The organism is Enterococcus malodoratus (genome assembly GCF_027659535.1).
GTDB lineage: Bacteria > Bacillota > Bacilli > Lactobacillales > Enterococcaceae > Enterococcus_A > Enterococcus_A malodoratus.
In genome coordinates this window covers 549,501-570,704 of record NZ_JAQDPG010000001.1, presented here as the reverse complement: position 1 = coordinate 570,704, position 21,204 = coordinate 549,501, and the positions used below count along the sequence as shown (strand labels likewise).

22 protein-coding genes are annotated in these 21,204 nt (G+C 39.8%); 16 read left to right on the top strand and 6 right to left on the bottom strand.

Annotated features, from left to right (window positions below):
* Positions 1-140: 140 nt before the first annotated feature.
* The gene (locus PGP85_RS02775; protein WP_270325982.1) at positions 141-878 is read right to left on the bottom strand and encodes a TraX family protein; all 738 of its coding nucleotides are present in this window, start codon (positions 876-878) and stop codon (positions 141-143) included.
* A gap of 268 nt (positions 879-1,146) precedes the next feature.
* Positions 1,147-1,713 carry a helix-turn-helix domain-containing protein gene (locus PGP85_RS02770; protein ID WP_270325980.1) on the bottom strand — a complete coding sequence of 189 codons (567 nt, stop codon included), beginning with the start codon at positions 1,711-1,713 and terminating at the stop codon, positions 1,147-1,149.
* A 115-nt stretch (positions 1,714-1,828) separates the two neighbouring features.
* Here PGP85_RS02770 and PGP85_RS02765 point away from each other — a divergent pair, with 115 nt between their 5' ends.
* Entirely contained in the window at positions 1,829-2,419 is a 591-nt protein-coding gene (locus PGP85_RS02765) for a LysE family transporter (protein WP_270325978.1), read from the top strand.
* A 30-nt stretch (positions 2,420-2,449) separates the two neighbouring features.
* On the opposite strand, the gene PGP85_RS02760 is transcribed toward PGP85_RS02765, so the two are convergent.
* The gene (locus tag PGP85_RS02760; RefSeq protein ID WP_270325976.1) at positions 2,450-3,226 is read right to left on the bottom strand and encodes a glycyl-radical enzyme activating protein; all 777 of its coding nucleotides are present in this window, start codon (positions 3,224-3,226) and stop codon (positions 2,450-2,452) included.
* A gap of 157 nt (positions 3,227-3,383) precedes the next feature.
* Between PGP85_RS02760 and PGP85_RS02755 the strand changes: the two genes are divergently transcribed.
* From PGP85_RS02755 to PGP85_RS02740, 4 genes are all read left to right on the top strand, one after another.
* Positions 3,384-4,127: a DeoR/GlpR family DNA-binding transcription regulator gene (locus tag PGP85_RS02755; protein WP_090407490.1), complete on the top strand. Its 744-nt coding sequence runs from the start codon at positions 3,384-3,386 to the stop codon at positions 4,125-4,127.
* A 97-nt stretch (positions 4,128-4,224) separates the two neighbouring features.
* Positions 4,225-4,644 carry a GNAT family N-acetyltransferase gene (locus tag PGP85_RS02750; RefSeq protein ID WP_270325973.1) on the top strand — a complete coding sequence of 140 codons (420 nt, stop codon included), beginning with the start codon at positions 4,225-4,227 and terminating at the stop codon, positions 4,642-4,644.
* Positions 4,645-4,655: 11 nt separating this feature from the next.
* The gene (locus PGP85_RS02745; RefSeq protein WP_010742289.1) at positions 4,656-5,135 is read left to right on the top strand and encodes a VOC family protein; all 480 of its coding nucleotides are present in this window, start codon (positions 4,656-4,658) and stop codon (positions 5,133-5,135) included.
* A gap of 160 nt (positions 5,136-5,295) precedes the next feature.
* A complete protein-coding gene (locus PGP85_RS02740; protein ID WP_034709167.1) occupies positions 5,296-7,713 on the top strand; it encodes a glycyl radical protein in 2,418 nt (805 codons plus the stop codon).
* A 30-nt stretch (positions 7,714-7,743) separates the two neighbouring features.
* Here the strand turns inward: PGP85_RS02740 and PGP85_RS02735 are convergent, their stop codons facing one another.
* The 3 genes from PGP85_RS02735 to PGP85_RS02725 all read right to left on the bottom strand — a co-directional run bounded on the left by PGP85_RS02735 (position 7,744) and on the right by PGP85_RS02725 (position 10,516).
* A complete protein-coding gene (locus tag PGP85_RS02735) occupies positions 7,744-8,607 on the bottom strand; it encodes a hypothetical protein (protein WP_270325971.1) in 864 nt (287 codons plus the stop codon).
* A gap of 179 nt (positions 8,608-8,786) precedes the next feature.
* On the bottom strand, positions 8,787-9,758 hold the full coding sequence (locus PGP85_RS02730) for a 1-phosphofructokinase family hexose kinase (RefSeq protein WP_270325969.1): 972 nt from the start codon (positions 9,756-9,758) through the stop codon (positions 8,787-8,789).
* Entirely contained in the window at positions 9,755-10,516 is a 762-nt protein-coding gene (locus PGP85_RS02725; RefSeq protein WP_010742285.1) for a DeoR/GlpR family DNA-binding transcription regulator, read from the bottom strand. Before PGP85_RS02725 ends, PGP85_RS02730 begins: the two co-directional genes overlap by 4 nt.
* A gap of 291 nt (positions 10,517-10,807) precedes the next feature.
* Here PGP85_RS02725 and PGP85_RS02720 point away from each other — a divergent pair, with 291 nt between their 5' ends.
* From PGP85_RS02720 to PGP85_RS02670, 11 genes are all read left to right on the top strand, one after another.
* Positions 10,808-11,266: a PTS sugar transporter subunit IIA gene (locus PGP85_RS02720; RefSeq protein WP_010742284.1), complete on the top strand. Its 459-nt coding sequence runs from the start codon at positions 10,808-10,810 to the stop codon at positions 11,264-11,266.
* A 46-nt stretch (positions 11,267-11,312) separates the two neighbouring features.
* Entirely contained in the window at positions 11,313-11,612 is a 300-nt protein-coding gene (locus tag PGP85_RS02715) for a PTS sugar transporter subunit IIB (protein ID WP_010742283.1), read from the top strand.
* Positions 11,613-11,642: 30 nt separating this feature from the next.
* Positions 11,643-13,034, top strand: coding sequence for a PTS galactitol transporter subunit IIC (locus tag PGP85_RS02710; protein WP_177184076.1), 1,392 nt, complete (start codon positions 11,643-11,645; stop codon positions 13,032-13,034).
* 52 nt (positions 13,035-13,086) lie between these two features.
* Positions 13,087-13,353 carry a hypothetical protein gene (locus PGP85_RS02705; RefSeq protein WP_270325966.1) on the top strand — a complete coding sequence of 89 codons (267 nt, stop codon included), beginning with the start codon at positions 13,087-13,089 and terminating at the stop codon, positions 13,351-13,353.
* Positions 13,354-13,370: 17 nt separating this feature from the next.
* Positions 13,371-14,123 (top strand): class II aldolase/adducin family protein, encoded by a 753-nt coding sequence (locus tag PGP85_RS02700; protein ID WP_010742280.1) that lies wholly within the window; start codon positions 13,371-13,373, stop codon positions 14,121-14,123.
* A 149-nt stretch (positions 14,124-14,272) separates the two neighbouring features.
* Positions 14,273-15,025 (top strand): DeoR/GlpR family DNA-binding transcription regulator, encoded by a 753-nt coding sequence (locus PGP85_RS02695; protein ID WP_270325964.1) that lies wholly within the window; start codon positions 14,273-14,275, stop codon positions 15,023-15,025.
* Positions 15,026-15,243: 218 nt separating this feature from the next.
* The gene (locus tag PGP85_RS02690) at positions 15,244-16,323 is read left to right on the top strand and encodes a glycosyltransferase family 1 protein (protein WP_270325962.1); all 1,080 of its coding nucleotides are present in this window, start codon (positions 15,244-15,246) and stop codon (positions 16,321-16,323) included.
* A gap of 483 nt (positions 16,324-16,806) precedes the next feature.
* Positions 16,807-17,640, top strand: coding sequence for a PRD domain-containing protein (locus PGP85_RS02685; RefSeq protein ID WP_270325961.1), 834 nt, complete (start codon positions 16,807-16,809; stop codon positions 17,638-17,640).
* Between the two features lie 18 nt (positions 17,641-17,658).
* Complete coding sequence (gene lacG / locus PGP85_RS02680) at positions 17,659-19,059, top strand: 6-phospho-beta-galactosidase (protein WP_270325959.1); 1,401 nt, start codon at positions 17,659-17,661, stop codon at positions 19,057-19,059.
* A 60-nt stretch (positions 19,060-19,119) separates the two neighbouring features.
* On the top strand, positions 19,120-19,437 hold the full coding sequence (locus PGP85_RS02675) for a PTS lactose/cellobiose transporter subunit IIA (protein ID WP_270325958.1): 318 nt from the start codon (positions 19,120-19,122) through the stop codon (positions 19,435-19,437).
* Positions 19,438-19,458: 21 nt separating this feature from the next.
* Complete coding sequence (locus tag PGP85_RS02670) at positions 19,459-21,141, top strand: PTS lactose transporter subunit IIBC (protein ID WP_270325957.1); 1,683 nt, start codon at positions 19,459-19,461, stop codon at positions 21,139-21,141.
* Positions 21,142-21,204 lie beyond the last annotated feature (63 nt).

The following is a 21,204-nucleotide window of genomic DNA, read 5'->3' as shown; positions in this document are numbered from 1 at the left end:
TATGAGGCTGGTATATTTGAAAATAGATAGAGTTATGAGTATATGAATACTATTTCTTCAGAAGTGGAGCGGAATTAGTTACAAAAACAAAGTGTACAGATTCTATTTCTGTACACTTATACTAGTTAAAAAAGGATCCTTTAGAAAAATAAATATTTTATACTTTCTAGTAAAATCAAATGGATTGGATAAAAAGCATAAAAGCCCCATTTGATCCAACGTGGTGAATACCCACGGGTTCCATTATAGTTCAACAATAAGTATCCTACTGCTAGAAAACCAAATGAAGAGAATATTTCAACAATATATGCCGCCGAATTTGCACTGGTGAAAATTCCTACAATAGATATTATTTCAAAGATTAAGAAATAAGAAAACATTGTTACTTTTATACCTTTATCAGTATGGAATTTGTAAAATGCCCATATTAAAATAATTCCTAATAAATTCCAATCGGAAAGTATCGTTAAAAACGTAAACAGAATGACAAGCATAAAATGCCCTATTGGACTTTTTACTTTTTCGTAACAAATTAACATGATAAGCCCTATGAGAAGAGTAAAGAAAATATTATTGGGAATATCTGTAATTGAAAAAGCGTATGCAGGGTTATGCATTAAGTAAAAAGGATAGATTGATACTAGCCAGAAGACAGCTAACCTCAGAGCATACTTTTTTACATTTCGTGTATAATGATATCCTTCCACCAATAGATAAGCCATGATAGGGAACGTAAATCTTCCTACAAATTCAGAAACAGCAAAAAAAGGCAACGTTTGGATACTGTGACCCCACTCAAATATTATGCCCGTGTGATTAATTAACATCCCTGTAATCGCAATTATTTTTAAATGGAAACTATCTAATTTTATTTTCATGGTAAAACCTCCCTTTACAATAGTTTAAATTAATTATTTTTTTATTAATCAGACTAAAGGCTCATCTAACTCTACAACTTTGTTCCACAATTGTAGATTAAATAATGTTATCTGGTTATTAATCATAGAAGTATGAATAGTGTCTGCGAAGACATAAGTCACGGAGTACAATGTTAGTTTTCCCCGTTTTAGCAGTAAATGTAATTGAACAATTAATCAAATAAAAAATCCGATCAGCAGCGAGGGCGCTCGTAGCTGATCGGATTTTTTATATATTCTGTTGCGGTTCGTACCAGATCACCATATTAACTGTGGCTACTTCATCAGAAGGATTATGGTAGCTATGACTGGTGTCTGCTTTGAAACGAATCGCTTCGCCGTTCTTGGCTTGCAGTTTTTGTTCTAGAAATTGAACTTCGATCACACCTGAGAAAACGGTAATGAATTCTTGTGTACCAATTGGATGAGCTTCGGCTTGTAAAAAGGCCCCTGGGTCTAGTTCGATGCGATAAATTTCAAAACCGCGCTGATCATTAAAAGGGAAGATGGGGTAATTGCGATAGTGTCCGTCATCTTCGGTTAAGACCGATAGCTTTTCTTGAGTAACCACTTCAAAATCTTCTTCCGGAGCAGTCATTAGTTCAGTAAAGGACATTTTTAAACCATTGGCGATTTTCCAAACGGTGTTAATCGTTGGATTGGCTGTGCCTTTTTCGATTTGAGCCAGCATACTTTTGCTGACACCGGTTAGATCTGCGACCTTATCTAGGCTGAGATTTTTCTTTTCGCGGTATTGCTTCAGGTTGTTTGAGAAAGTTTGGTTGATTTCGGACATAAAATACTCTCCTTATCTTGACAATATATAGAACAAAATGTACTATATAAGAAACAGTTCGTTCTGTATGTTGTTCATTTTGTACATTATAGCAAATAAGCGGAAGGAAGGAAAGATGATGATTTCAGTAGCATTTATGTCTTATATTTTTGTCACGGCTTTTACACCCGGTCCAAATAATTTGATGGCGTTGACCAATGCAGCAAAGTTTGGCTTACGAAGAGGAGTTACTTTTAGTGCAGGTGTTTTCTTAGGATTTCTGATCGATATGTCGTTATGTGCGCTGCTTACTACAGCATTATATACATCCATTCCAAAGATAGAACCCTTTATGAAGGGAATAGGCGCGCTCTATATGCTCTATCTGGCATTTACTGTTTTTCGCGATAAACCGAAAAAGGAAAAGACGGAAGAAAGTTTTTTGAATCCCAGCAGTATGTTTACGGGAACTATTATGCAGCTAGTCAACGTGAAAGTGATCATCTACGGAATAACGTCAATGACGGCCTTTGTTTTACCCAATGCGCAATCTAATGGCGGAATCATCTTAGGGATCTTGCTTTTGTCGGTCGTCGGTTTTTTAGGCACTTGTACCTGGGCATTATTTGGCTCACTCTTTCAAAGTATCTTCACGAAATATCATAAACAAACAAATCTGATCATGGCACTGTTACTGGTGTATTGTGCGCTGATGGTATTAAAATAAAAAAACGTTCTCGAAATCGAGAACGTTTTTCTATTGAACTTTACACTGGATCTGTTGTGCTTCTAAAATCTCTTTGAAATAATCCAGATCTTCGGTATGCAGTTGCGGGATGTCCTGCATTTGATAGTCTCGATCAAGTGAGGCATATTTTTTTTCCCCAAATTGATGGAAGGGCAGTAGTTCCACTTCTGTAATATTCATTTTGTTAAACAATTTTACGAAGGCTTCTGCGTTTTCTAGGCCATCATTATAACCCGGGATCACGGGAATTCGGACAACTAAATTTTGCTGGTGTTGGATAGCGATCGAGAGATTTTTTAAAATGGGTTTTAATGAAACGCCGGTTCCAGCTTTATGCTGAGCTTCGTCATGATGTTTGACATCGAAATAAAGCAGATCAACTTGTTCAATGAACCGTTCAAAAATTTCTGGTTTAGCGTAACCGGTAGTCTCACTCGCTGTATGGATGTTTTTTGCTTTTAATTGTCGTAATAGTTCGGTTGCGAATTCTGCTTGGTATAAGACTTCGCCGCCTGATAAGGTGACACCGCCATTCGACTCTTCATAAAAAGCTTCATCCTTCATAACTTCAGCAATGATCTCATCCATTGTTTTGTATTCGCCCACTGTTGTATGGGTATTTTTTTGCGTATCCCACATTTGCTCAGGGTTGCCATTTTGAGATTCAGGATTTGAGCACCAATAACAACGCAACGGGCAGCCTTTAAAAAATACGACCGTGCGAATCCCTGGTCCGTCATGGATACTAAATTTTTGGATATTGAAAATACAGGCTTTATCATTCATTGGAAAGTCCCTCCAGTTCACCCTGAGTTTAGCACAATAATTTGTTAACGTAAATATAAATAGTTACGTTCGTAATTAAAAATGACTGATAAGTTGTTCGAATGGTAAAAATATGATAACCTGATACAAATGACTGAATGTGGATGGAGAAGAGTTTATGTCTAGAGAAGAAGAGATTCTTGCGATTGTCAGTGAGAAGAAAAAAATAGAAGTCAACGAACTTTCAGCGTTACTGAATGTTTCGAAAGTAACGATCAGAAAAGATTTAGATAAATTGGAAGCACGAGGATTATTGCATCGCCAGCATGGTTACGCATTGTTGAACAATCTGGATGATATCAACTATCGTTTGGCGCAAAACTACGATCAAAAGCGTAAAATTGCCTTAGAAGCCAGTAAAATTGTTAATGACGGAGAAGTGATCATGATCGAATCCGGGTCAACATGTGCGTTATTGGCCGAGGAATTAGCCTTCAACCGAAATGATATTACAATTATCACTAATTCTTGTTTCATCGCTTCTTACGTTCGCAAGGCTGAATCGGTCAAAGTGATTTTGCTAGGCGGGGAATATCAAAAGGAATCGCAAGTGAATGTGGGGCCGTTGGTAAAACAGGTCATCAATGAATTTTATGTCGATAAATTATTTGTCGGGATTGACGGTTTTGATGCGCGTCGCGGATTTACTGGAAGTGATATCACTCGTTGCGATACGACAAGGACGTTAGCAACAGCTGCGAATCAGACGATTGTATTGACCGATTCCAGCAAGTTTTCGCAAAATGGATTGGTGTCAGAGTTTGGTTTTAGCGAGATCAGCAAAGTGTTTACAGACAAACATATTAATCGAGAAGCATTGGCCTTTTTGGAAAAAGAAAAGATTTCTGTTTTTACCGCATAAATTTTAGTGAAACGTTTGGATCAGTCAGAAAAAACTGGCTGATTTTTTGTTTAGCGGAATGCTATACTGAAAGAATAATGCGAGGAGGCGGATAGTTATGAAGATTCGTCATGTGCAGGAATCGGATCGTGCTTTTTGGTTCACATTAGATCGTCACTTGCCGGAAGACCAGTTTGATCAGAAGGTTCGGGATAAGCAGGGGTATGTCTTATTGGTTGATGGCGCTGACGTTGGATTGTTGAGATACAATCTTTTTTGGGATGAACATCCATTTTGTACGATGCTGTATGTGGCTGATGCGTATCAAGGCAAAGGATATGGAAAGGCTCTAATGGTCTTTTGGGAAGAAGAGATGCGGCGGCTAGGATACAAAATGCTGATGACTTCAACGCAGGTCGACGAACAGGCGCAGCACTTTTATCGCAAGCTGGGTTATCAGGATGCCGGAGGCTTGTTGATTTCGATACACGAGATTCAACAGCCGATGGAGTTGTTTTTGATCAAGCAGATTGAATAAGGAGGAAAACGATGAACTATCGAGGGACACTGATCGCAGTTAAGGACATTGGAAAAGCGCAACAGTTTTATCACGAGGTTTTGGAACTGGAGGTCGTTATGGATGCTGGTGAACATGTTCAACTAACAGAAGGAATGTTTTTACAAACTGTAGAGTCTTGGGGAGGATTTATTAATCGGACGTCGAAGGATATCGTGCTGGAAAATAATGCGATTGAACTTTATTTTGAAACTGAAGATATGGATGCTTTTATTGAGAAGCTGGCCGCGCGGAAGGAGATTGACTTTCTTCATCCAGTAATGGAGCATAGCTGGGGACAACGGGCTGTCCGTTTTTATGATGTAGACAAGCATATTATCGAGGTAGCCGAAAGCCTTACATCAGTGATCAAACGCTTTATCGATTCAGGTCTGACGATTGAAGAAACGGCCGAACGAATGGGCGGAGATGTTGGTTATATAAAAGCTGCGCTGGAACAAGCAAACGATTAATCAGCCTAAGATATTGCACGAATGTGCAATATCTTTTTTTTACGCCTAAATCCTGACAAACCCTATTGACTGTGTTTCTGTTCACATGATACTATGATTACGAAAGAAGATATATTTAGTTTCGAATGAAAAAACGGAGGGTGTAATCATGAGTATTCAAATGAAAGAACAAAACGCGCCGTATTTTGGAAAATTAACCAATCGAATGAATCATTTTCGAGAATCAGTATTAACGAAAAAACCTTATATTGATGCTGAACGGGCATTATTAGCAACCGAAGTCTACAAAAAACATCAAGATCAACCAAGTACTGTGAAACGGGCCTTGATGCTGCAAAACATTTTGGAGAAAATGTCGATCTACATTGAAGAGGATACTTTGATTGTCGGAAATCAAGCGTCATCGAATCGCGATGCGCCGATTTTCCCAGAATATACAATGGAATTTGTGTTGAATGAATTGGATTTATTTGAAAAACGTGATGGCGATGTCTTCTATATTACGGAAAAGACCAAAGAGGACTTGCGCTCAATCGCGCCATTTTGGGAGAATAATAATCTGCGTGCGAAGGGCTGGGCATTACTGCCGGATGAAGTCAGTGTCTTCATGGAAACAGGCTTTTTCGGAATGGAAGGCAAGCTGAATTCCGGTGATGCTCATCTGGCCGTTGATTATGGGCAAATGCTGCGCGTTGGTCTGAAGGGATATCAAGAACGCACACTGAAAGAAAAAGCAGCGCTTGATTTGACGATACCGGAAAGTTTAGACAAATATCAATTTTACAAAGCTGTTTTGATCATGATCGATGCGGTGAAAACGTTCGCGGAGCGCTTTTCAGCATTGGCTAAAGAGCAAGCAGCAACAGCCAATCCGCGACGCAAAGCGGAATTGTTAGAGATCAGCCGAATCTGCGGCAAGGTTCCTTATGAACCAGCAGAAACCTTCCAAGAAGCGATCCAAGCAACTTGGTTTATCCAATTACTCTTGCAAATCGAATCGAATGGTCACTCATTATCCTATGGCCGTTTCGATCAATATATGTATCCTTATTTGAAGGCAGATCTGGAAAAAGGCGATATCACAGAAGACAAAGCGGTCGAATTATTAACCAACCTTTGGATCAAAACGCTGACGGTCAATAAAGTCCGTAGTCAATCTCACACGCTCAGCAGTGCTGGCAGTCCGCTTTATCAAAACGTCACAATCGGCGGTCAAACTAGAGATAAAAAAGACGCGGTCAACGAATTATCCTATTTAGTGTTGCGCAGTGTTGCTCAAACGAAGTTGCCGCAGCCGAATTTGACGGTTCGTTATCACGCTGGGTTGGACAATCGTTTTATGAATGAATGTATCGAAGTCATGAAGCTGGGATTTGGGATGCCAGCATTTAACAATGATGAGATCATTATCCCTTCATTCATGAAGGTTGGGGTGACGGAAGAGGACGCGTATGATTATAGTGCGATCGGCTGTGTTGAAACAGCTGTGCCGGGTAAATGGGGCTATCGCTGTACAGGCATGAGCTATATGAATTTTCCGAAAATCTTGATGATCGCTATGAATGATGGGATCGATCCGGTTTCCGGCAAACGCTTTGTCGAAGGCTACGGTCACTTCAAAGACATGAAATCATATGCCGATTTACAAGAGGCTTGGGATAAAACGGTACGAGAATTGACCCGTATGAGTGTGATCGTTGAAAATGCGATTGATCTTGGCTTGGAACGTGAAGTACCGGACATTTTATGCTCGGCATTGACTGAAGACTGCATCGGCCGCGGTAAAACCTTAAAAGAGGGCGGCGCTGTTTACGATTTCATTTCGGGTCTGCAAGTCGGTATCGCAAACATGGCGGATTCGTTAGCGGCCATCAAACAGTTAGTGTTCGATGAAGAAAAGGTAACCACAGAGGAATTGTGGGAAGCGTTGATGACGGATTATGCAAGTGAACGCAGTCAAGCGATTCAGCAAATGATTTTAAATGATGTACCGAAATATGGGAACGATGATGATTCGGTCGATCAGTTGATCACAGAAGCTTACGATAGTTATATCGATGAAATCGCGAAATATCCGAATACTCGATATGGGCGCGGACCGATCGGCGGTATTCGCTATTCAGGAACGTCATCAATCTCTGCGAATGTTGGACAAGGACGGGCGACAATGGCGACACCAGATGGACGAAACGCGTGGGTGCCGTTAGCAGAAGGCTGCTCACCATCTCATAACATGGATAAAAATGGTCCGACCGCCGTATTGAAGTCTGTTTCGAAATTAAGCACCGAAGATATTCTTGGCGGTGTACTGTTGAATCAAAAAGTCAATCCGCAAACCTTGGCTAAGGAAGAAGATAAGCAAAAGCTGATCATGCTGTTGCGGGCCTTCTTTAACAAATTGCACGGCTACCATATCCAATACAATGTTGTTTCGCGAGAAACGTTGATCGATGCGCAACAGCATCCTGAAAAACACCGGGATTTGATTGTTCGTGTGGCTGGTTATTCCGCTTTCTTCAATGTTCTATCAAAAGCAACCCAAGACGATATCATTGAACGGACAGAACATGTGATTTAACACAGAAAGACTTGATGAATGCACAATTCATCAAGTCTTTTTGATTTCATGATACAAATAATTCAGCCATTCAGAATCCTTCCGTCGATTATCAAAAGCGACGTAGCCGTTGTATTGATAAATATAATCGATTTTCCAGCCGCCAGTTTTGCTTCTTTTTTCTGCCAACAATTGGACTAAATCCTTTGCTCGCGGATCATTGATGCGTTGGCTTTTTTGCAGGATATAAACGAGATCGGTCATGGATAAATGATAACTTTGCGGAAACATACTATCAGTAATATGGGGACTGATGGGTTGACCATTCGTTAGCCGGCAGAACATTTTGTGTTGAAGCATGTACTCAACACCGTGAATTATCATAGCATTGACTTTCTCATCAGCCGGATCAACTTTTTCTTGATACGTTAATAAAGCACGAACAGTCTTGCCGATTCCGATATAGCAGGGCGTATTTTTCATACAGCCGCCAAACTTGCAGATGCCTTTGTGGGGCCAAGCGGTCTTTTGTTCGCGGTCGAATACTTGGTATTGCTTGATCCAATTGAGAGCATTTTGGGCTTCCGTCGATTTTCCCAAACCGAGTCGGCAATAGGCTTCAAATAGCAGCGCATTGTAGCAGGGAACAATCTCTTCTAATTTTCCCGTAAAGGCAAAGCCTTCGGATGTCGCTAAGTGCTGGTTCACAAAACCGATCAATTCTTGGGTCAGCGGCAATTCCTCAGCATACGGAATCTCAGCCAAGCCGATCAAGGCAAATATTTTTCCGAGCGGTTTCAAGTTGGTCAGCTTGTCGTATTTTTTAATGATCTCTGACTGTTCGAGATAGTGCAGCGGGGCATCAATTATTTCCCCTTGGGATATTTTCAGTCGTAACATTAGCGCATGGTCCATTCTGTCAGCTCCTTTCTTTTTCAAACAGTACATAGAGTATTTAGTTTTATTATCCCAAAGTTTCATAAAAAAGAAAGCTGATTTGAGCTATTTCGATTAAAGAGTCAATCGGTCTGATTGATGAAGCAGAAAAACACACCAATCCTAATTTTAGGTTGGTGTGTTTATTTGATAGCCGTTCAGTTGTTTATACTTAATTCTTTCACTTCCATGATTTGAATATCCCCAATGAATTTAGCTGTTTGGACTTTGTCGATTGTTCCATTTGTTTCGAACAGGGAATTGGAAATACCGCAAGCCATAGCATATTTGATGGCATCCTCGATCGAATATCCTTGACTGATCGCAAAAGCCATGCCGCCAACAGTGGAGTCGCCGCAACCGGTTGTATTCACGATCTCAACTTTAGGAATCTGCACGTCATAAATCTGGGAGCCATGTTTGACTAGGGCTCCGTCGCCGCCTTGCGAGATCATGATGGTGTCGATAGCGTCAAAAATCGGTTGATGTAAAATGGTGATCAGCTCTTCATTCGATCGAATCTCTTTTCCAATCAATTCTTCCAACTCGGCCGTATTAGGTTTGATAAAACTTGGACGAACAGCTGGCTGGGCTAAAACATTTTCCAATTGCTCGCCAGAGATATCCATTAAAATCGGGAACTTTTCCCCTACGATCGAGCGAATGAATTGCAGCAGATGAAAGTGGAAATTCGGATCGTCAGAATTTACCGAACCAGAAATACAAATCACATCAATTGCGTACTTTTGTAAAAGATTAGCGATATGCTGAAAGAAAAGCTGTTCATTTTCTTTAGAAAGATAAAGGCCCTTTTCTACGAGTTCCGTATGGGTATTCCCGTCATGCATGATCGTAATTGCGTTTCGCGAATTGCCTTCGACTGGCAGAAATTCAAGCTGGTAACGGTCTTCAGCGATCAATGTATCTAAAATCATTTTTCCGACAGGCCCGCCTAATATTCCGGTCAAAATGACTCCTTCACCAGATTGAGCGATGACTCTGCCGGCATTGATTCCTTTTCCTCCAATAGATGTGTGTGGATTTTCTACACGATTTACTTGGTCCAAATTCAGTGAAGAAACAAGGTAGTTGTAATCCATTGAAGGATTCAACGTAATCGTCAAAATCATTCCTGTTCCTCCTTAATGATCGTCGTATACGAATTGTAGTAGTCGAATGTCGTTTCGGAAAGCTTGTCATCTGTCACCAGATAATCAATATCAGATAGAGAATAGAAGGTATAAACATCCGAGCGATTAAACTTAGAACTGTCCGCAACGACACATTTTTTCCGAGCATGCTTAAAGGCCACTCGTTGGATCGATCCCTCGATCGAGTTTGCGGTCGTGACATTGTTATCAAACACGCCATTTGTTGCTGCAAAAGCCAAGTCAATATTCAAATTCTCGAAGCTTCTTTCCGCGATTTCACCATAAAACTCTTCAGTCGTGCGGGAAAATTCCCCACCGGTCAACAGGACGCGATAATCCGTGTTGTAAATCAAATAATTAAAAGCCAGCAGACTATTTGTGATTACAAATAAGTTTGCTTTTTTTATTTCTGGAAGGGCATGGAGCATGGTGGTTCCGGCACCGATATAGATCGTGTCGTTATCTGAAATAATGCTGTTCATGACTTTTCCAATAAATTGTTTCTCTGGAACATTAGTGTCGATTTTTTCTTGAGTAGAAAGCTCCTGCTCAATTTTTTCAAGTTTTTGTGCGCCGCCATAAATCTTTACTAACAAAGAATTTTCAGCCAGCTCATTGATATCTCTTCGAATCGTCATATCTGAGACATCTAATTTCGCAGATATTTCAGGAATCGACAGATAGTCATTCACGTGTAACAAATCCAAAATCTTTTCTTGTCGCTCTTTCTTTAACATGAAATCACCTCTAATTAAGTAAGCTCTTACAATAGCCGATAATCAAGTCGGCTATGTCTATACACTAATTAATAGCATTTAAAGAAAGAAAAAGCAAGGATAAATGTTCAGTTGTGTTAAAGTTTGTTAATTACTATTAAACTATCTGATAGCAGTTTGTTGATATTTGAAATAAAAAGAAAAGAAAGCGTTGACAAAGGATTTCAAGCATTGTATATTTACATTGTAAAACACATGTTAACAAAGTTTAACAAAATATTTCAGATTTATTGAGAAAGGAGTGACAGATTGGTGAGTTATAAAGATATGTTTCATGAGCAATTGATTCACCTTGAGGTGGAAGGAGCGACTGAGGAGGCTGTTTTTGAAAAGGTTGCGGCTCAATTGCGCGATCTCGGATTTGTCAATGAAGGCTATCTGAGAGGAATTACAGCTCGGGAACAAAAATTTCCGACAGGGTTGATCACGCAGCATGTGAATATTGCTTTGCCGCACTCAGATCCTGAATACGTTGAGAAACCATTCGTTTATATTGCGCGTTTGAAAAATGAGGTCAAAGTGAAGCAGATGGGCGACAGTCAAGAAATGGGCGTCAAAAATTTATTCTTTTTAGGAATCAAAGATCCAAAAGGACAGGTCGGGTTATTGCAGGCCTTCATGGAATTATTTATGCAGGAAGAGTTCGTCACAAGGTTTATCAATGCACAAGACGAAACCGATATTTATCAATTGTTTACAGCAAACATCTAAAAGTAATTATTAAAAGAAAATTAATTGAAAATTGGAGGAATAGAAGATGAAAAGAAGATTGATTGTTGCATGTGGAAGCGGTGTCGCTACAAGTCAGACGATTGCTAGTAAAATCGCGAGTTTATTAGAAGATGACGGGATTGATTTTCCAGTCGACGCAGTGGATTACAAATCGATTCAAAGCGAACTGCCTTCTACTGGGATTTATGTTTATGTTGCGCAGCCGGATGATGAAGTTTTGGAAAAAGCAGAGGAGTTGGGTGTGAATGTTTTCCCTGGTATCCCGTTTTTGACCGGGATGGGTTCGGACAAGATTTACGAAGACATCAAAGCATTAGTTGAATAAAAAATCTTACTAAAGAAAGAAGTGGAAAAAGTGCAAGTATTTCAGGACATAATAAATTATATTCTTGGGTTAGGATCCGCTATTTTTGTTCCATTGATTATTTTACTTTTAGGTCTAGTTGCCGGAATGAAACTTAAAAAAGCCTTCATGTCAGCGATCACGCTGGGAATCGCCTTCACAGGGATGTCGATGGTGATTGGCTTTATGTCAAATGCAGTAAGTCCTGCATCAGAAGCATTAGCCAAAAATACGGGACTTAATCTTCCAGCCTTGGATTTAGGGTGGACAGGGGCTGCTAGTATTACGTGGTCATGGTCGTATGCCTTTGTATTTTTTGCGGTTGTTCTTGGTGTAAATTTCGTGATGTTGATTTTAAATTGGACGAAGACTTTGAACGTCGATATGTGGAATGTTTGGGGCAAAGCGTTAACTGCCTACCTTGTTTACTTCATCAGCGGTAGTTTGATCGCGGGATTTGCGACAGCGATCGTTCAAGTGATTTTGGAATTGAAAATGGGGGACATGTTCCAACGACATATCGAAGACTTAACGGGAATTCCATTAGTTACAGTGACGCATTTAATGAATATTTCAGCTGTTTTATTACTGCCGATAAATGTTTTGATGGATAAGATTCCTTTCCTTAATAAACAGGCAGACACTAAAGCCTTGAAGAAAAAGATCGGTATTTTCTCTGAAAACTCAGTAATGGGCTTTATTATCGGTTTAGGTCTTGGACTTGCGGCGGCATATGGAGTCTCAGGTTCGCTAAATCTGGCTATTCAAATCGCTACGGCAATGGCTTTGTTCCCAATGATTTCTAAAATGTTCATGCAGTCATTGTCGCCATTAGCAGATGCAATGTCAGAAATGATGAAAAAACGCTTCAAGGATCGCGAAGTGTACATTGGATTAGACTGGCCGGTTTTGGCTGGACGTTCTGAAATTTGGGTAACTGCGATTCTATTGGTTCCAGTATTTATCGGATATGCGATTATTTTGCCGGGGAATGCGGTATTGCCATTAGCCGGAATCATTAACTATTCGATTGCAGTTGGCGGTTTATTATTAACTGGCGGAAATCTTGTCAGAATGCTGATCATGGGTGTCATTTCGATGCCGATCTATCTATATGCAGCTACGTATCTGACACCGATTTTAACCGGGTTAGCAGATAAAACCGGGGCGGTTGAAGGTATTAAAAAAGGCCAGCAAATCACTTGGTCTTCCATTGAAGGACCAGAATTCAGAATTTTATTCGCTGAAGCCTTTAAAGGGAATATCTTAGGGATTGTCGGTGCAGTGATTTTTATCGCGATGTTCGTTTGGTTATACAAGTATATGAATAAAGCCAAAGTACCAAGCCAAAGATATGAAGCAGCAACGGATAAAAAGGTCAGCAATGTAGAAGTTGCAAGCTAATGTAGGAATTGTTTCGAAAACGGTTAGATAAAAATGAAGGCAGGTAAAAATCATGACTAAAAAGAGCAGTAACCGAGAAAAAACGAAGTGGTTGTTTCTATTATTTATCGCCATCCTATGTTTTGTTCTAGCCTTTTCGACGCAGCAGTTAATCTTTAATTTTATTGCGATTACGCTCGCTGTTTATATCTACAAGTATGGCAATCCGATTCTTTTTAAAGAGTATGACGAACGCAGAAAAAACAAGTATGAGGAAGCCATGCAGGTTCGAAAAGCGGCGCAAACAGCTATTAGCAGTAAAAGAATTTTCAAAAAATAGAAAAGGTGGTCTCGACTATGTCAGACGGACGGATGATTTTTGAGAGAGAGCGCGAGGACTTGGCGCGGATTGTAAAATTGATTTTTGCACGAAAGAATACGAATGTCGCTGGAGGTAACTTTTCTTTTAAAACGACAGACAAAAATGGAAAAGACTATATCATTATGACACCAACGATGATGTCGGAAGCCTATTTAGGGGAAGTGTCGCCGGCACAAATTTTAGTTGTTGAACCGCACACGCGCAAAGTCATCGATGGGGTTGGAAAGCTGACTCGTGAAATCAATTTACACGAGGCGGTTTATGACACGAATCCAGAAATTAAAGCTGTCTTACATGCACATGCCCCCAACTCGATGTTTTGGGCTACCGCTGGTTTAGATATGCCGAACTTGACAGAAGCAACACAAAAAATTGGCTATGTGCCAGTGTTAGGATTCGAGCCGAATTGTTCGCCGGAACTAGCCGATCTAGTTTCCAGCTATATGGAAAAAGAACAATTAGACCTGCCGAACATGCTTCTATTGAACAGTCACGGCGTGTTGATCAGTGCACCAGGTGAAACTGGAATCGAAGCAATTCATAAAGCGCTGCAAATCCTTGATACAACAGAATGGAATGCCGAGATTGCCTATAAACAAACGATTTTCCAATCATTAGGCCTGTTGGATGGCTACTATTCAAAAGGAAAACAAGTCGGAACCATAGAAGACTTGAAAGATCATACCCCGATCTATAACCGTGAAGAGATCTTAGCGGGCGGGGATTAAGGGGAAACAAAAGCTTGAACAGGGAAGAGAATTTTCATCTTCCTGTTCAAGTTTTTTTATTTTTGTTTATTTTGAGTTCAAATATAGTAAACTATCTCTAGTACATTTAACTGAAATTTGATACGCTAGGTGAGAAAAGAGGCGATGAAATGTTAAAAACGGATCGATTTCAAGCAATCATGTCGTTATTGGAAGTTAGCGGAACGGTAAGGGTCAATGAAATCATGGAAAAATTATCGGTTTCTGATATGACGGTGCGGCGTGATTTGGACGAATTGGAGAAACAAGGATTATTAGAGCGGGTGCATGGCGGTGCGAAATTGAAAGATTTTTATCGACATGTAGAGCTTTCACATACGGAAAAGCAAATAATGCTTCAGGCCGAAAAACAGCGGATTGTTGAAAAAGCCAATGAGCTGATCAATGATGGCAATACTATTTTTCTAGGACCTGGAACGACGATCGAATTATTGTCGAAAATCATCAAGGCCGATGGGTTGCGGATCGTGACAAATTGTTTGCCGGTGTTTGAGGAACTAAACAAGCATAAGGGCAATCGGAAAATTTATTTATTAGGCGGCGAATTACGGGAAACAACACAATGTTTCGTCGGCGAGATTACTAACAAGTCGCTGAACGATATGAATTTTCATAAAGCATTCTTCAGCTGTAACGCCTTAAACGAACAAAAAATTATGACATCGACCTTTGAAGAAGGGCAGACGCAGCAAATTGCTCTGAATAATTCCGTTGAACGTTTCTTGCTGATCGACCACTCTAAAATCGGGAAGAGAGATTTTTCCGTGTACTATAACCTCCATGACGTGACGGCGGTCATAATTGATGAAGACGAACAGAAACATTACGAAAAGATTGAAAAAGAAGAAAAGTATATTGTTTAATATAGTAGATAGCATACCTCTGAAATTTCTCTTCTGAGATTTCGGAGGTGTTTTTTTATAAAATAATAATTTTTCAAATTGTTTCTAATACTCAACAATATACATAAAGATTAAAAGATAGAGTAATTTTTAGGGTTATTTCTGATGTATCATAGAAATAGACAAAGAGCAGTTAAAAAAATAAAAACGAGATCTTAAAATAGAAGGAGAGTACACTTATGCCAAAAACATTGTCGCAAATCACACTTTTTACCATGGGAAAAACGAATCTTGAAAAACGTATTTTGAAAGCGCACACAGAGTCGCCAGATGCAGATACCACCGTTCAATACCTTGTGGCAGTGCTGATTCGTCAATGTTTGTGCGTAAGTGACTTTGCAGGGATCTGCAATGACTTAATCAGAGAAATCTTTCTATTTGCGGAGCCGACAGAGGTGCTGCGCAAATTTTGTCCACTATTTCGCGATGCTTTTGAAAACGAAAAGGAATGGGACCAAGTCCTCAAACGTTTCTACAAAAACTCAAAACAAATCCACCGTTATAACATCCGTTTAGGCGACAGCAAAAGATATTTGCTTGAAAAAACGACACCTATCGAAGCATTAGAAGGTCAACAATATAAAATTCTCTCGACCTTTGAAGATGCGATGGGCAAGGTGCATACGTGGAGTTTGCGGGATGCCGATCCGAATTCTTCGGGAACTAAAATCGATTCTGTTCTAGAATTGATGTCCACTTTGACTATTTTCGAAAAAGATGACGTTCGACGTTTCGTTAAATTGGAAAACTCCGAAATCGACAACTGTACCCGCGATATCAAGATCAGAAAAGGGAAAATTGTGGAGGCAACTGATCTAGTCAGGGAACTTCAACCAGAAATGGGAGTGTCGCCAGAAGCTGATTTGGATGATTTAACGGAGGAAGAAAAGCTGGAAATAGTAAAATTACTCCTGCCTGAAGGCATTGTTCTGACCGATACTCGTATGGAAGAACTTAAAGAAGACGTTTTGGCCAATGATTTGAGCAATAATGCTGCGGAACAACCTATTGACGCTGCAGCCCCAAAAGCTGAATCAATCAGTGGTTCAACCGCATCCGCTCTCAAAGAACCGCCAAAAGTCGAAGCCAAGGAACCCGCTGCACAGAAACCGATGGCACTTTCCGCAGAAGAGAAAAGCCCCTATGCAGATTATAAAAAACCGAAAAGCAAGAAACAAAAGCAGGTAGAATCCCAAGCTGAACTGTTTAAAAAGACCCCAGAAGGCAAACGCGCCTCGCGGAAAAGGAAGAAAAAGTGAGGGTGAATTCTCGGTAATTTGAGAAGCCTCTTTGGTATGACAAGGAGTTAAAGTAATAGAATTAAATATTCTGTGACTATTATATACATTCTTATTGATAGTCAAAAAGTTTGTTTATGTTTGCTATTTGAAAAATTATTTTGAATTGACAGAAACATACTAAACTTTGAAATTCAATCCTATTGGAAAGAGGGTGCTTATTTATTGTGCCTTCAAATTAGTAATTGGGATGAACTGATTAAGGTTCTTTGTTTATTTTATTAGCGAACGTATTTGTTTTGATGTTGGAAAAAATTTTTTTCAATAAATAAAACAAACATTTTTTGTCTGAAAGTGTTTACAAATTTATTTTAAGGTGCTATTCTGTAGGTGAAATCGAAATATTAGTGGATTGTTACTATTGAATTAGGCAAAAACCGCAAGTAACTGATTGATGTATCAATCGGTTGTTTGCGGTTTTTTTTGTAGAAATGAGGTGAAAAAATGTACAGAGTCATTCAGGTATTGAACAACAACATTGCCATCGTTAAAAAAAATCATGAACAAGCGATAGCAATGGGAAAAGGGCTAGTTTTTCAAAAAAAGAAAGGCGATTTGTTGTCAGAGGAATCAATTCAGAATCTTTTTGTATTAAAAAGTGAAGAATCGAAACAGAATTTTTCCTTTTTACTAAAAGATGTTCCACTGGATTTTATCACAACTACTTATGAAATTATTGAGAATGCGATTAATAACTATCAGTATTCTGTTCAAGAGTATATTTATGTCACACTAACAGATCACATCTATTGGAATTACCAAAGGCTGATGAAGGGCGAGTATCAAAATAGTCTGTTGCCTGACATTAGCAAACAGTATCCCAAAGAGTATCAAATTGCTAGAGACGGCCTAAGAATCATTAAGAAGCGCTTAGATATTATTTTTCCAGAGGACGAACTGAAGAATATCAGTATTCATTTCATCAATGCTCAAGGAAAGACGCCAGAACCTGTCGCAACACCTTCAGAAGCTTATGAAAAGCAGCAGCACGTTATGCAACTTATTGAAGAATCACTACGAAAAAGGAATATCGTTCGGACTGAAAAAACTCAGAATTTTTACGATCGTCTGATGATTCACCTGCGCTATATGTTGGAGCGAACTGAAGAGGTAGTGGACGAATTTGCTGAAAAGATGGAGGAAGATTTAAAACGGGATTATCCAAAAGCCTACAGTGTGGCTGAAGAAATGTATCGGATCATTATAGAAAATACAGGATTAAAACTGAATGCCGGAGAAAAAGTTTATTTTACGATTCATATTCAACGATTACTTTAAATTGATGGAGGAGAAAAAATGAAAAAATTACCAGAGCATTTTATTTTTGGCGGAGCAACAGCAGCTTACCAATGTGAAGGAGCAACGACAGAGGACGGAAAAGGTCCGGTTGCTTGGGATGATTTTTTAGAAGAGCAAGGCCGCTTTAGTCCAGATCCTGCCAGCGACTTTTATCATCAATATCCGGTCGATATTGAATTGTGTGAGAAATTTGGCGTGAACGGTTTGCGCCTTTCAATTGCTTGGAGTCGTATTTTCCCAGCAGGTGTTGGGGAACCGAACCAAGCGGGAATTGATTTCTACCATGATATTTTTAAAAAATGTGAAGAGCATCATGTCACGCCATTTGTGACTTTGCACCATTTTGATACACCCAAAACCTTGTTTGATCAAAATGATTTTTTAAATCGCGAGAATATTGATGCATTCGCAAACTATGCAAAATTTTGTTTTGAAGAATTTACTGAAGTGAGATACTGGAGCACGTTTAATGAAATTTATCCAGTAGCAACAAACCAATACTTGCTGGGAGTATTTCCTCCAGGAATCAAATTTGATTTCACAAAAATCATTATGTGTCTACATAACATGATGGTGGCCCACGCTAAAACAGTCAATATTTTCAAAGATAATGAATACCTGGGAGAAATCGGTGTGGTGCATTCATTGGAAACGAAATACGCGAATTCAGATTCTGAAGCGGATAAGCATGCGGCGTTTTTGGAGGACGCGTTATCTATTCGCTTCTTATTAGAGGCAACTTATCTGGGCCGTTACACAAAGGAACTATTAGAAGCCTTGGATGAAATTTGCGAGGCGCAAAATGCTACGTATGAGTTTATAGAAGAAGATTATATTGAAATGGAAAAAGCTTCCCAGCGAAATGATTTTTTAGGGATAAATCATTATCATAGTCATTTTTGTAAAGCCTATCAGGGGCCGAATGAAATATATCACAACGGGACTGGGGATAAAGGCACGTCAGTTTATCGAGTGAATGGGATCGCAGAGCGTGTTTATCGAGAGGATATCCCTAGAACCGATTGGGATTGGTTAATTTATCCGCAAGGTCTGTATGATTTATTGCTGCGCATCAAGCAAGACTATCCTCATTATAAGAAAATCTATATTACTGAAAATGGTATGGGGTATAAAGATGATTTTAAAGAGGGCGTAGTCATGGACACACCGCGAATCGAGTATCTTCGCCAATATTTAGAGGCATTAAGTGACGCTATTGATGACGGCGTAAATGTTGAAGGGTACTTCTTATGGTCGCTGATGGACATGTTCTCATGGACCAATGGCTACAACAAGCGCTATGGCCTATTCTATGTGGATTTTGAAATGCAAAAGCGTTATCCAAAAGAATCGGCATACTGGTACAAATTTGTAAGTGAAACTAAAACAATTATTTGATCGATATTACTCGGTTCAATAACAGAATTGATTGATAGATATTGTCGAGGGGGGAAAAATATGAATAAAGAGGAATTACAAATGGTAGGTTTCGAGATCGTCGCATATTCTGGCGACGCAAGAAGTACCTTGATGACCTTATTGAGCGAAGTGCGACAAGGGGACTTTGAGCATGTTGAAGAAGCCTTGAAGGATGCGGATGAAAACTTAAAATTGGCGCATAATTCTCAGACAAAAATACTGGCAGATGAGGCTGCCGGTAGCAACTTAGACATTGGGTTCATTTTTATCCATGGACAGGATCATTTAATGACAACGTTGCTGCTGAGAGATCTAGTGCAGGATTTTATTGAATTGTATAAAGATAAATATCAATAATACAGAGGGAGTTGGAGTAGAATGAATGCAATTATTAAACAAATTGAAAAGGGCAAACCCTTTTTTGAGAAAATCTCTCGCAACATCTATTTAGGAGCTATTCGTGATGGTTTTTTAACAGCCATGCCGGCGATTTTATTTTCTAGTATTTTCATTATGATTGCGGCGATTCCAGAGGTTTTCGGCATTTCTTTACCAGAAGCCTTCTCCACTTGGCTGTGGAAGATTTATGGCTATTCGATGGGAATTGTAGGGTTGTTGGTTGCTGCAACGACCGCACGCTGTTTGGCGGGCTCAATGAATCGCAAGCTAGAGGATGGCAAGACCATCAATGATGTGTCTGTCATGCTAGCGTCGATCGCGGGCTTCTTCATGCTGAGCGTAGAACAAATAGACGGCGGCTTCGCTAGTGATTTTATGGGAACCAAAGGATTGCTTGCATCATTTGTCGCAGCATTTCTAACGGTAAATATTTATAAATTTTGTGTTAAGCGCGATATTACGATTCGGATGCCGAAAGAGGTTCCCGGAACGATCTCGCAAATGTTTAGAGATGTGATCCCCTTCTCATTCGCGGTATTTGGATCTGTTTTAATTGATTTGTTTTTCCGTAATATTTTTCAGGGTTCTTTTGCCAATACGGTAATCACTGCTTTACAACCACTTTTTACTGCGGCAGATGGATACTTGGGAATTGCGATCATATGGGGTGCGATGGCGTTATTTTGGTTTGTTGGCGTTCATGGTCCATCAATCGTGGAGCCGGCGATTGCAGCGATTATTTATGCGAATGTTGAAACAAATCTGATGCTCTTCCAAAATGGGGAGCAGGCCTCAAAAGTTTTGACAGTTGGGATGGGAAACTTTGTCGGAACAATGGGAGGTACCGGGGCCACTTTGGTAGTACCATTTCTCTTCATGCTGTTTGCTCGCTCAAAGCAGCTGAAGGCAGTTGGGAAAGCATCCTTTGTTCCGGTAATCTTTGCAGTGAATGAGCCCTTGCTGTTTGCCGCACCAATCATTTTGAATCCGTATTTCTTTCTTCCGTTTTTGATCGCACCGATTATAAATGTGTGGATTTTCAAATTCTTTGTCGACGTCTTAAGTATGAATAGTTTTATGTATGTTTTGCCGTGGGCCACGCCCGCGCCAATCGGCTTAGTATTGGGAACCGGGGTCAGTGTGCTGGCAGTTGTTTTGGCTTTGGTACTAATCGTAGTGGATTCCGTGATTTATTTGCCATTTATTAAAGCGTATGACGCGGTGTTGATTGAAGAAGAAAATAAGAATGTCCAAATAGAGGGAACTAAAGCACAAACGATTGAAACGCCGCAGGATACAGGCGCACCAGTTGTTGAAGCATTTTCTGGTGATATGATAGAAAAGCTAAAGGAAGGTAAGCGCGTTTTGGTCTTGTGCGCAGGAGCAGGAACGAGTGCGATGCTGGCGAATGCTCTAGAAGAAGGTGCTAAAGAAACAGGCGCAAATATTCAGGCACAAGCAGGCGCTTATGGTTCACACTATGACATTATGAAAAACTTTGATTTGATTGTTTTAGCACCGCAAGTCAATTCTTATTTATCAGATATTCAAAAGGATGCAGATAAGGTCGGGGTAAAAGTTGTCGCGACCAAAGGAGCGGAATACATCAAATTAACCCGTGATCCAAAAGGAGCCGTTGATTTTGTATTAGCTGAGATTTAGGCTAGATAAGTCACTTTAAACGATGAAAATCTGAATTACTGAACTAGAGGATCCTGACAACTT

Bases quoted from the DNA above. Each gene is read 5' to 3' on its own strand.
- PGP85_RS02775 (WP_270325982.1), bottom strand. From the start codon at position 878: ATGAAAATAAAATTAGATAGTTTCCATTTAAAAATAATTGCGATTACA.
- PGP85_RS02770 (WP_270325980.1), bottom strand. From the start codon at position 1,713: ATGTCCGAAATCAACCAAACTTTCTCAAACAACCTGAAGCAATACCGC.
- PGP85_RS02765 (WP_270325978.1), top strand. From the start codon at position 1,829: ATGATGATTTCAGTAGCATTTATGTCTTATATTTTTGTCACGGCTTTT.
- PGP85_RS02760 (WP_270325976.1), bottom strand. From the start codon at position 3,226: ATGAATGATAAAGCCTGTATTTTCAATATCCAAAAATTTAGTATCCAT.
- PGP85_RS02755 (WP_090407490.1), top strand. From the start codon at position 3,384: ATGTCTAGAGAAGAAGAGATTCTTGCGATTGTCAGTGAGAAGAAAAAA.
- PGP85_RS02750 (WP_270325973.1), top strand. From the start codon at position 4,225: ATGAAGATTCGTCATGTGCAGGAATCGGATCGTGCTTTTTGGTTCACA.
- PGP85_RS02745 (WP_010742289.1), top strand. From the start codon at position 4,656: ATGAACTATCGAGGGACACTGATCGCAGTTAAGGACATTGGAAAAGCG.
- PGP85_RS02740 (WP_034709167.1), top strand. From the start codon at position 5,296: ATGAAAGAACAAAACGCGCCGTATTTTGGAAAATTAACCAATCGAATG.
- PGP85_RS02735 (WP_270325971.1), bottom strand. From the start codon at position 8,607: ATGGACCATGCGCTAATGTTACGACTGAAAATATCCCAAGGGGAAATA.
- PGP85_RS02730 (WP_270325969.1), bottom strand. From the start codon at position 9,758: ATGATTTTGACGATTACGTTGAATCCTTCAATGGATTACAACTACCTT.
- PGP85_RS02725 (WP_010742285.1), bottom strand. From the start codon at position 10,516: ATGTTAAAGAAAGAGCGACAAGAAAAGATTTTGGATTTGTTACACGTG.
- PGP85_RS02715 (WP_010742283.1), top strand. From the start codon at position 11,313: ATGAAAAGAAGATTGATTGTTGCATGTGGAAGCGGTGTCGCTACAAGT.
- PGP85_RS02705 (WP_270325966.1), top strand. From the start codon at position 13,087: ATGACTAAAAAGAGCAGTAACCGAGAAAAAACGAAGTGGTTGTTTCTA.
- PGP85_RS02700 (WP_010742280.1), top strand. From the start codon at position 13,371: ATGTCAGACGGACGGATGATTTTTGAGAGAGAGCGCGAGGACTTGGCG.
- PGP85_RS02695 (WP_270325964.1), top strand. From the start codon at position 14,273: ATGTTAAAAACGGATCGATTTCAAGCAATCATGTCGTTATTGGAAGTT.
- PGP85_RS02690 (WP_270325962.1), top strand. From the start codon at position 15,244: ATGCCAAAAACATTGTCGCAAATCACACTTTTTACCATGGGAAAAACG.
- PGP85_RS02685 (WP_270325961.1), top strand. From the start codon at position 16,807: ATGTACAGAGTCATTCAGGTATTGAACAACAACATTGCCATCGTTAAA.
- lacG (WP_270325959.1), top strand. From the start codon at position 17,659: ATGAAAAAATTACCAGAGCATTTTATTTTTGGCGGAGCAACAGCAGCT.
- PGP85_RS02675 (WP_270325958.1), top strand. From the start codon at position 19,120: ATGAATAAAGAGGAATTACAAATGGTAGGTTTCGAGATCGTCGCATAT.
- PGP85_RS02670 (WP_270325957.1), top strand. From the start codon at position 19,459: ATGAATGCAATTATTAAACAAATTGAAAAGGGCAAACCCTTTTTTGAG.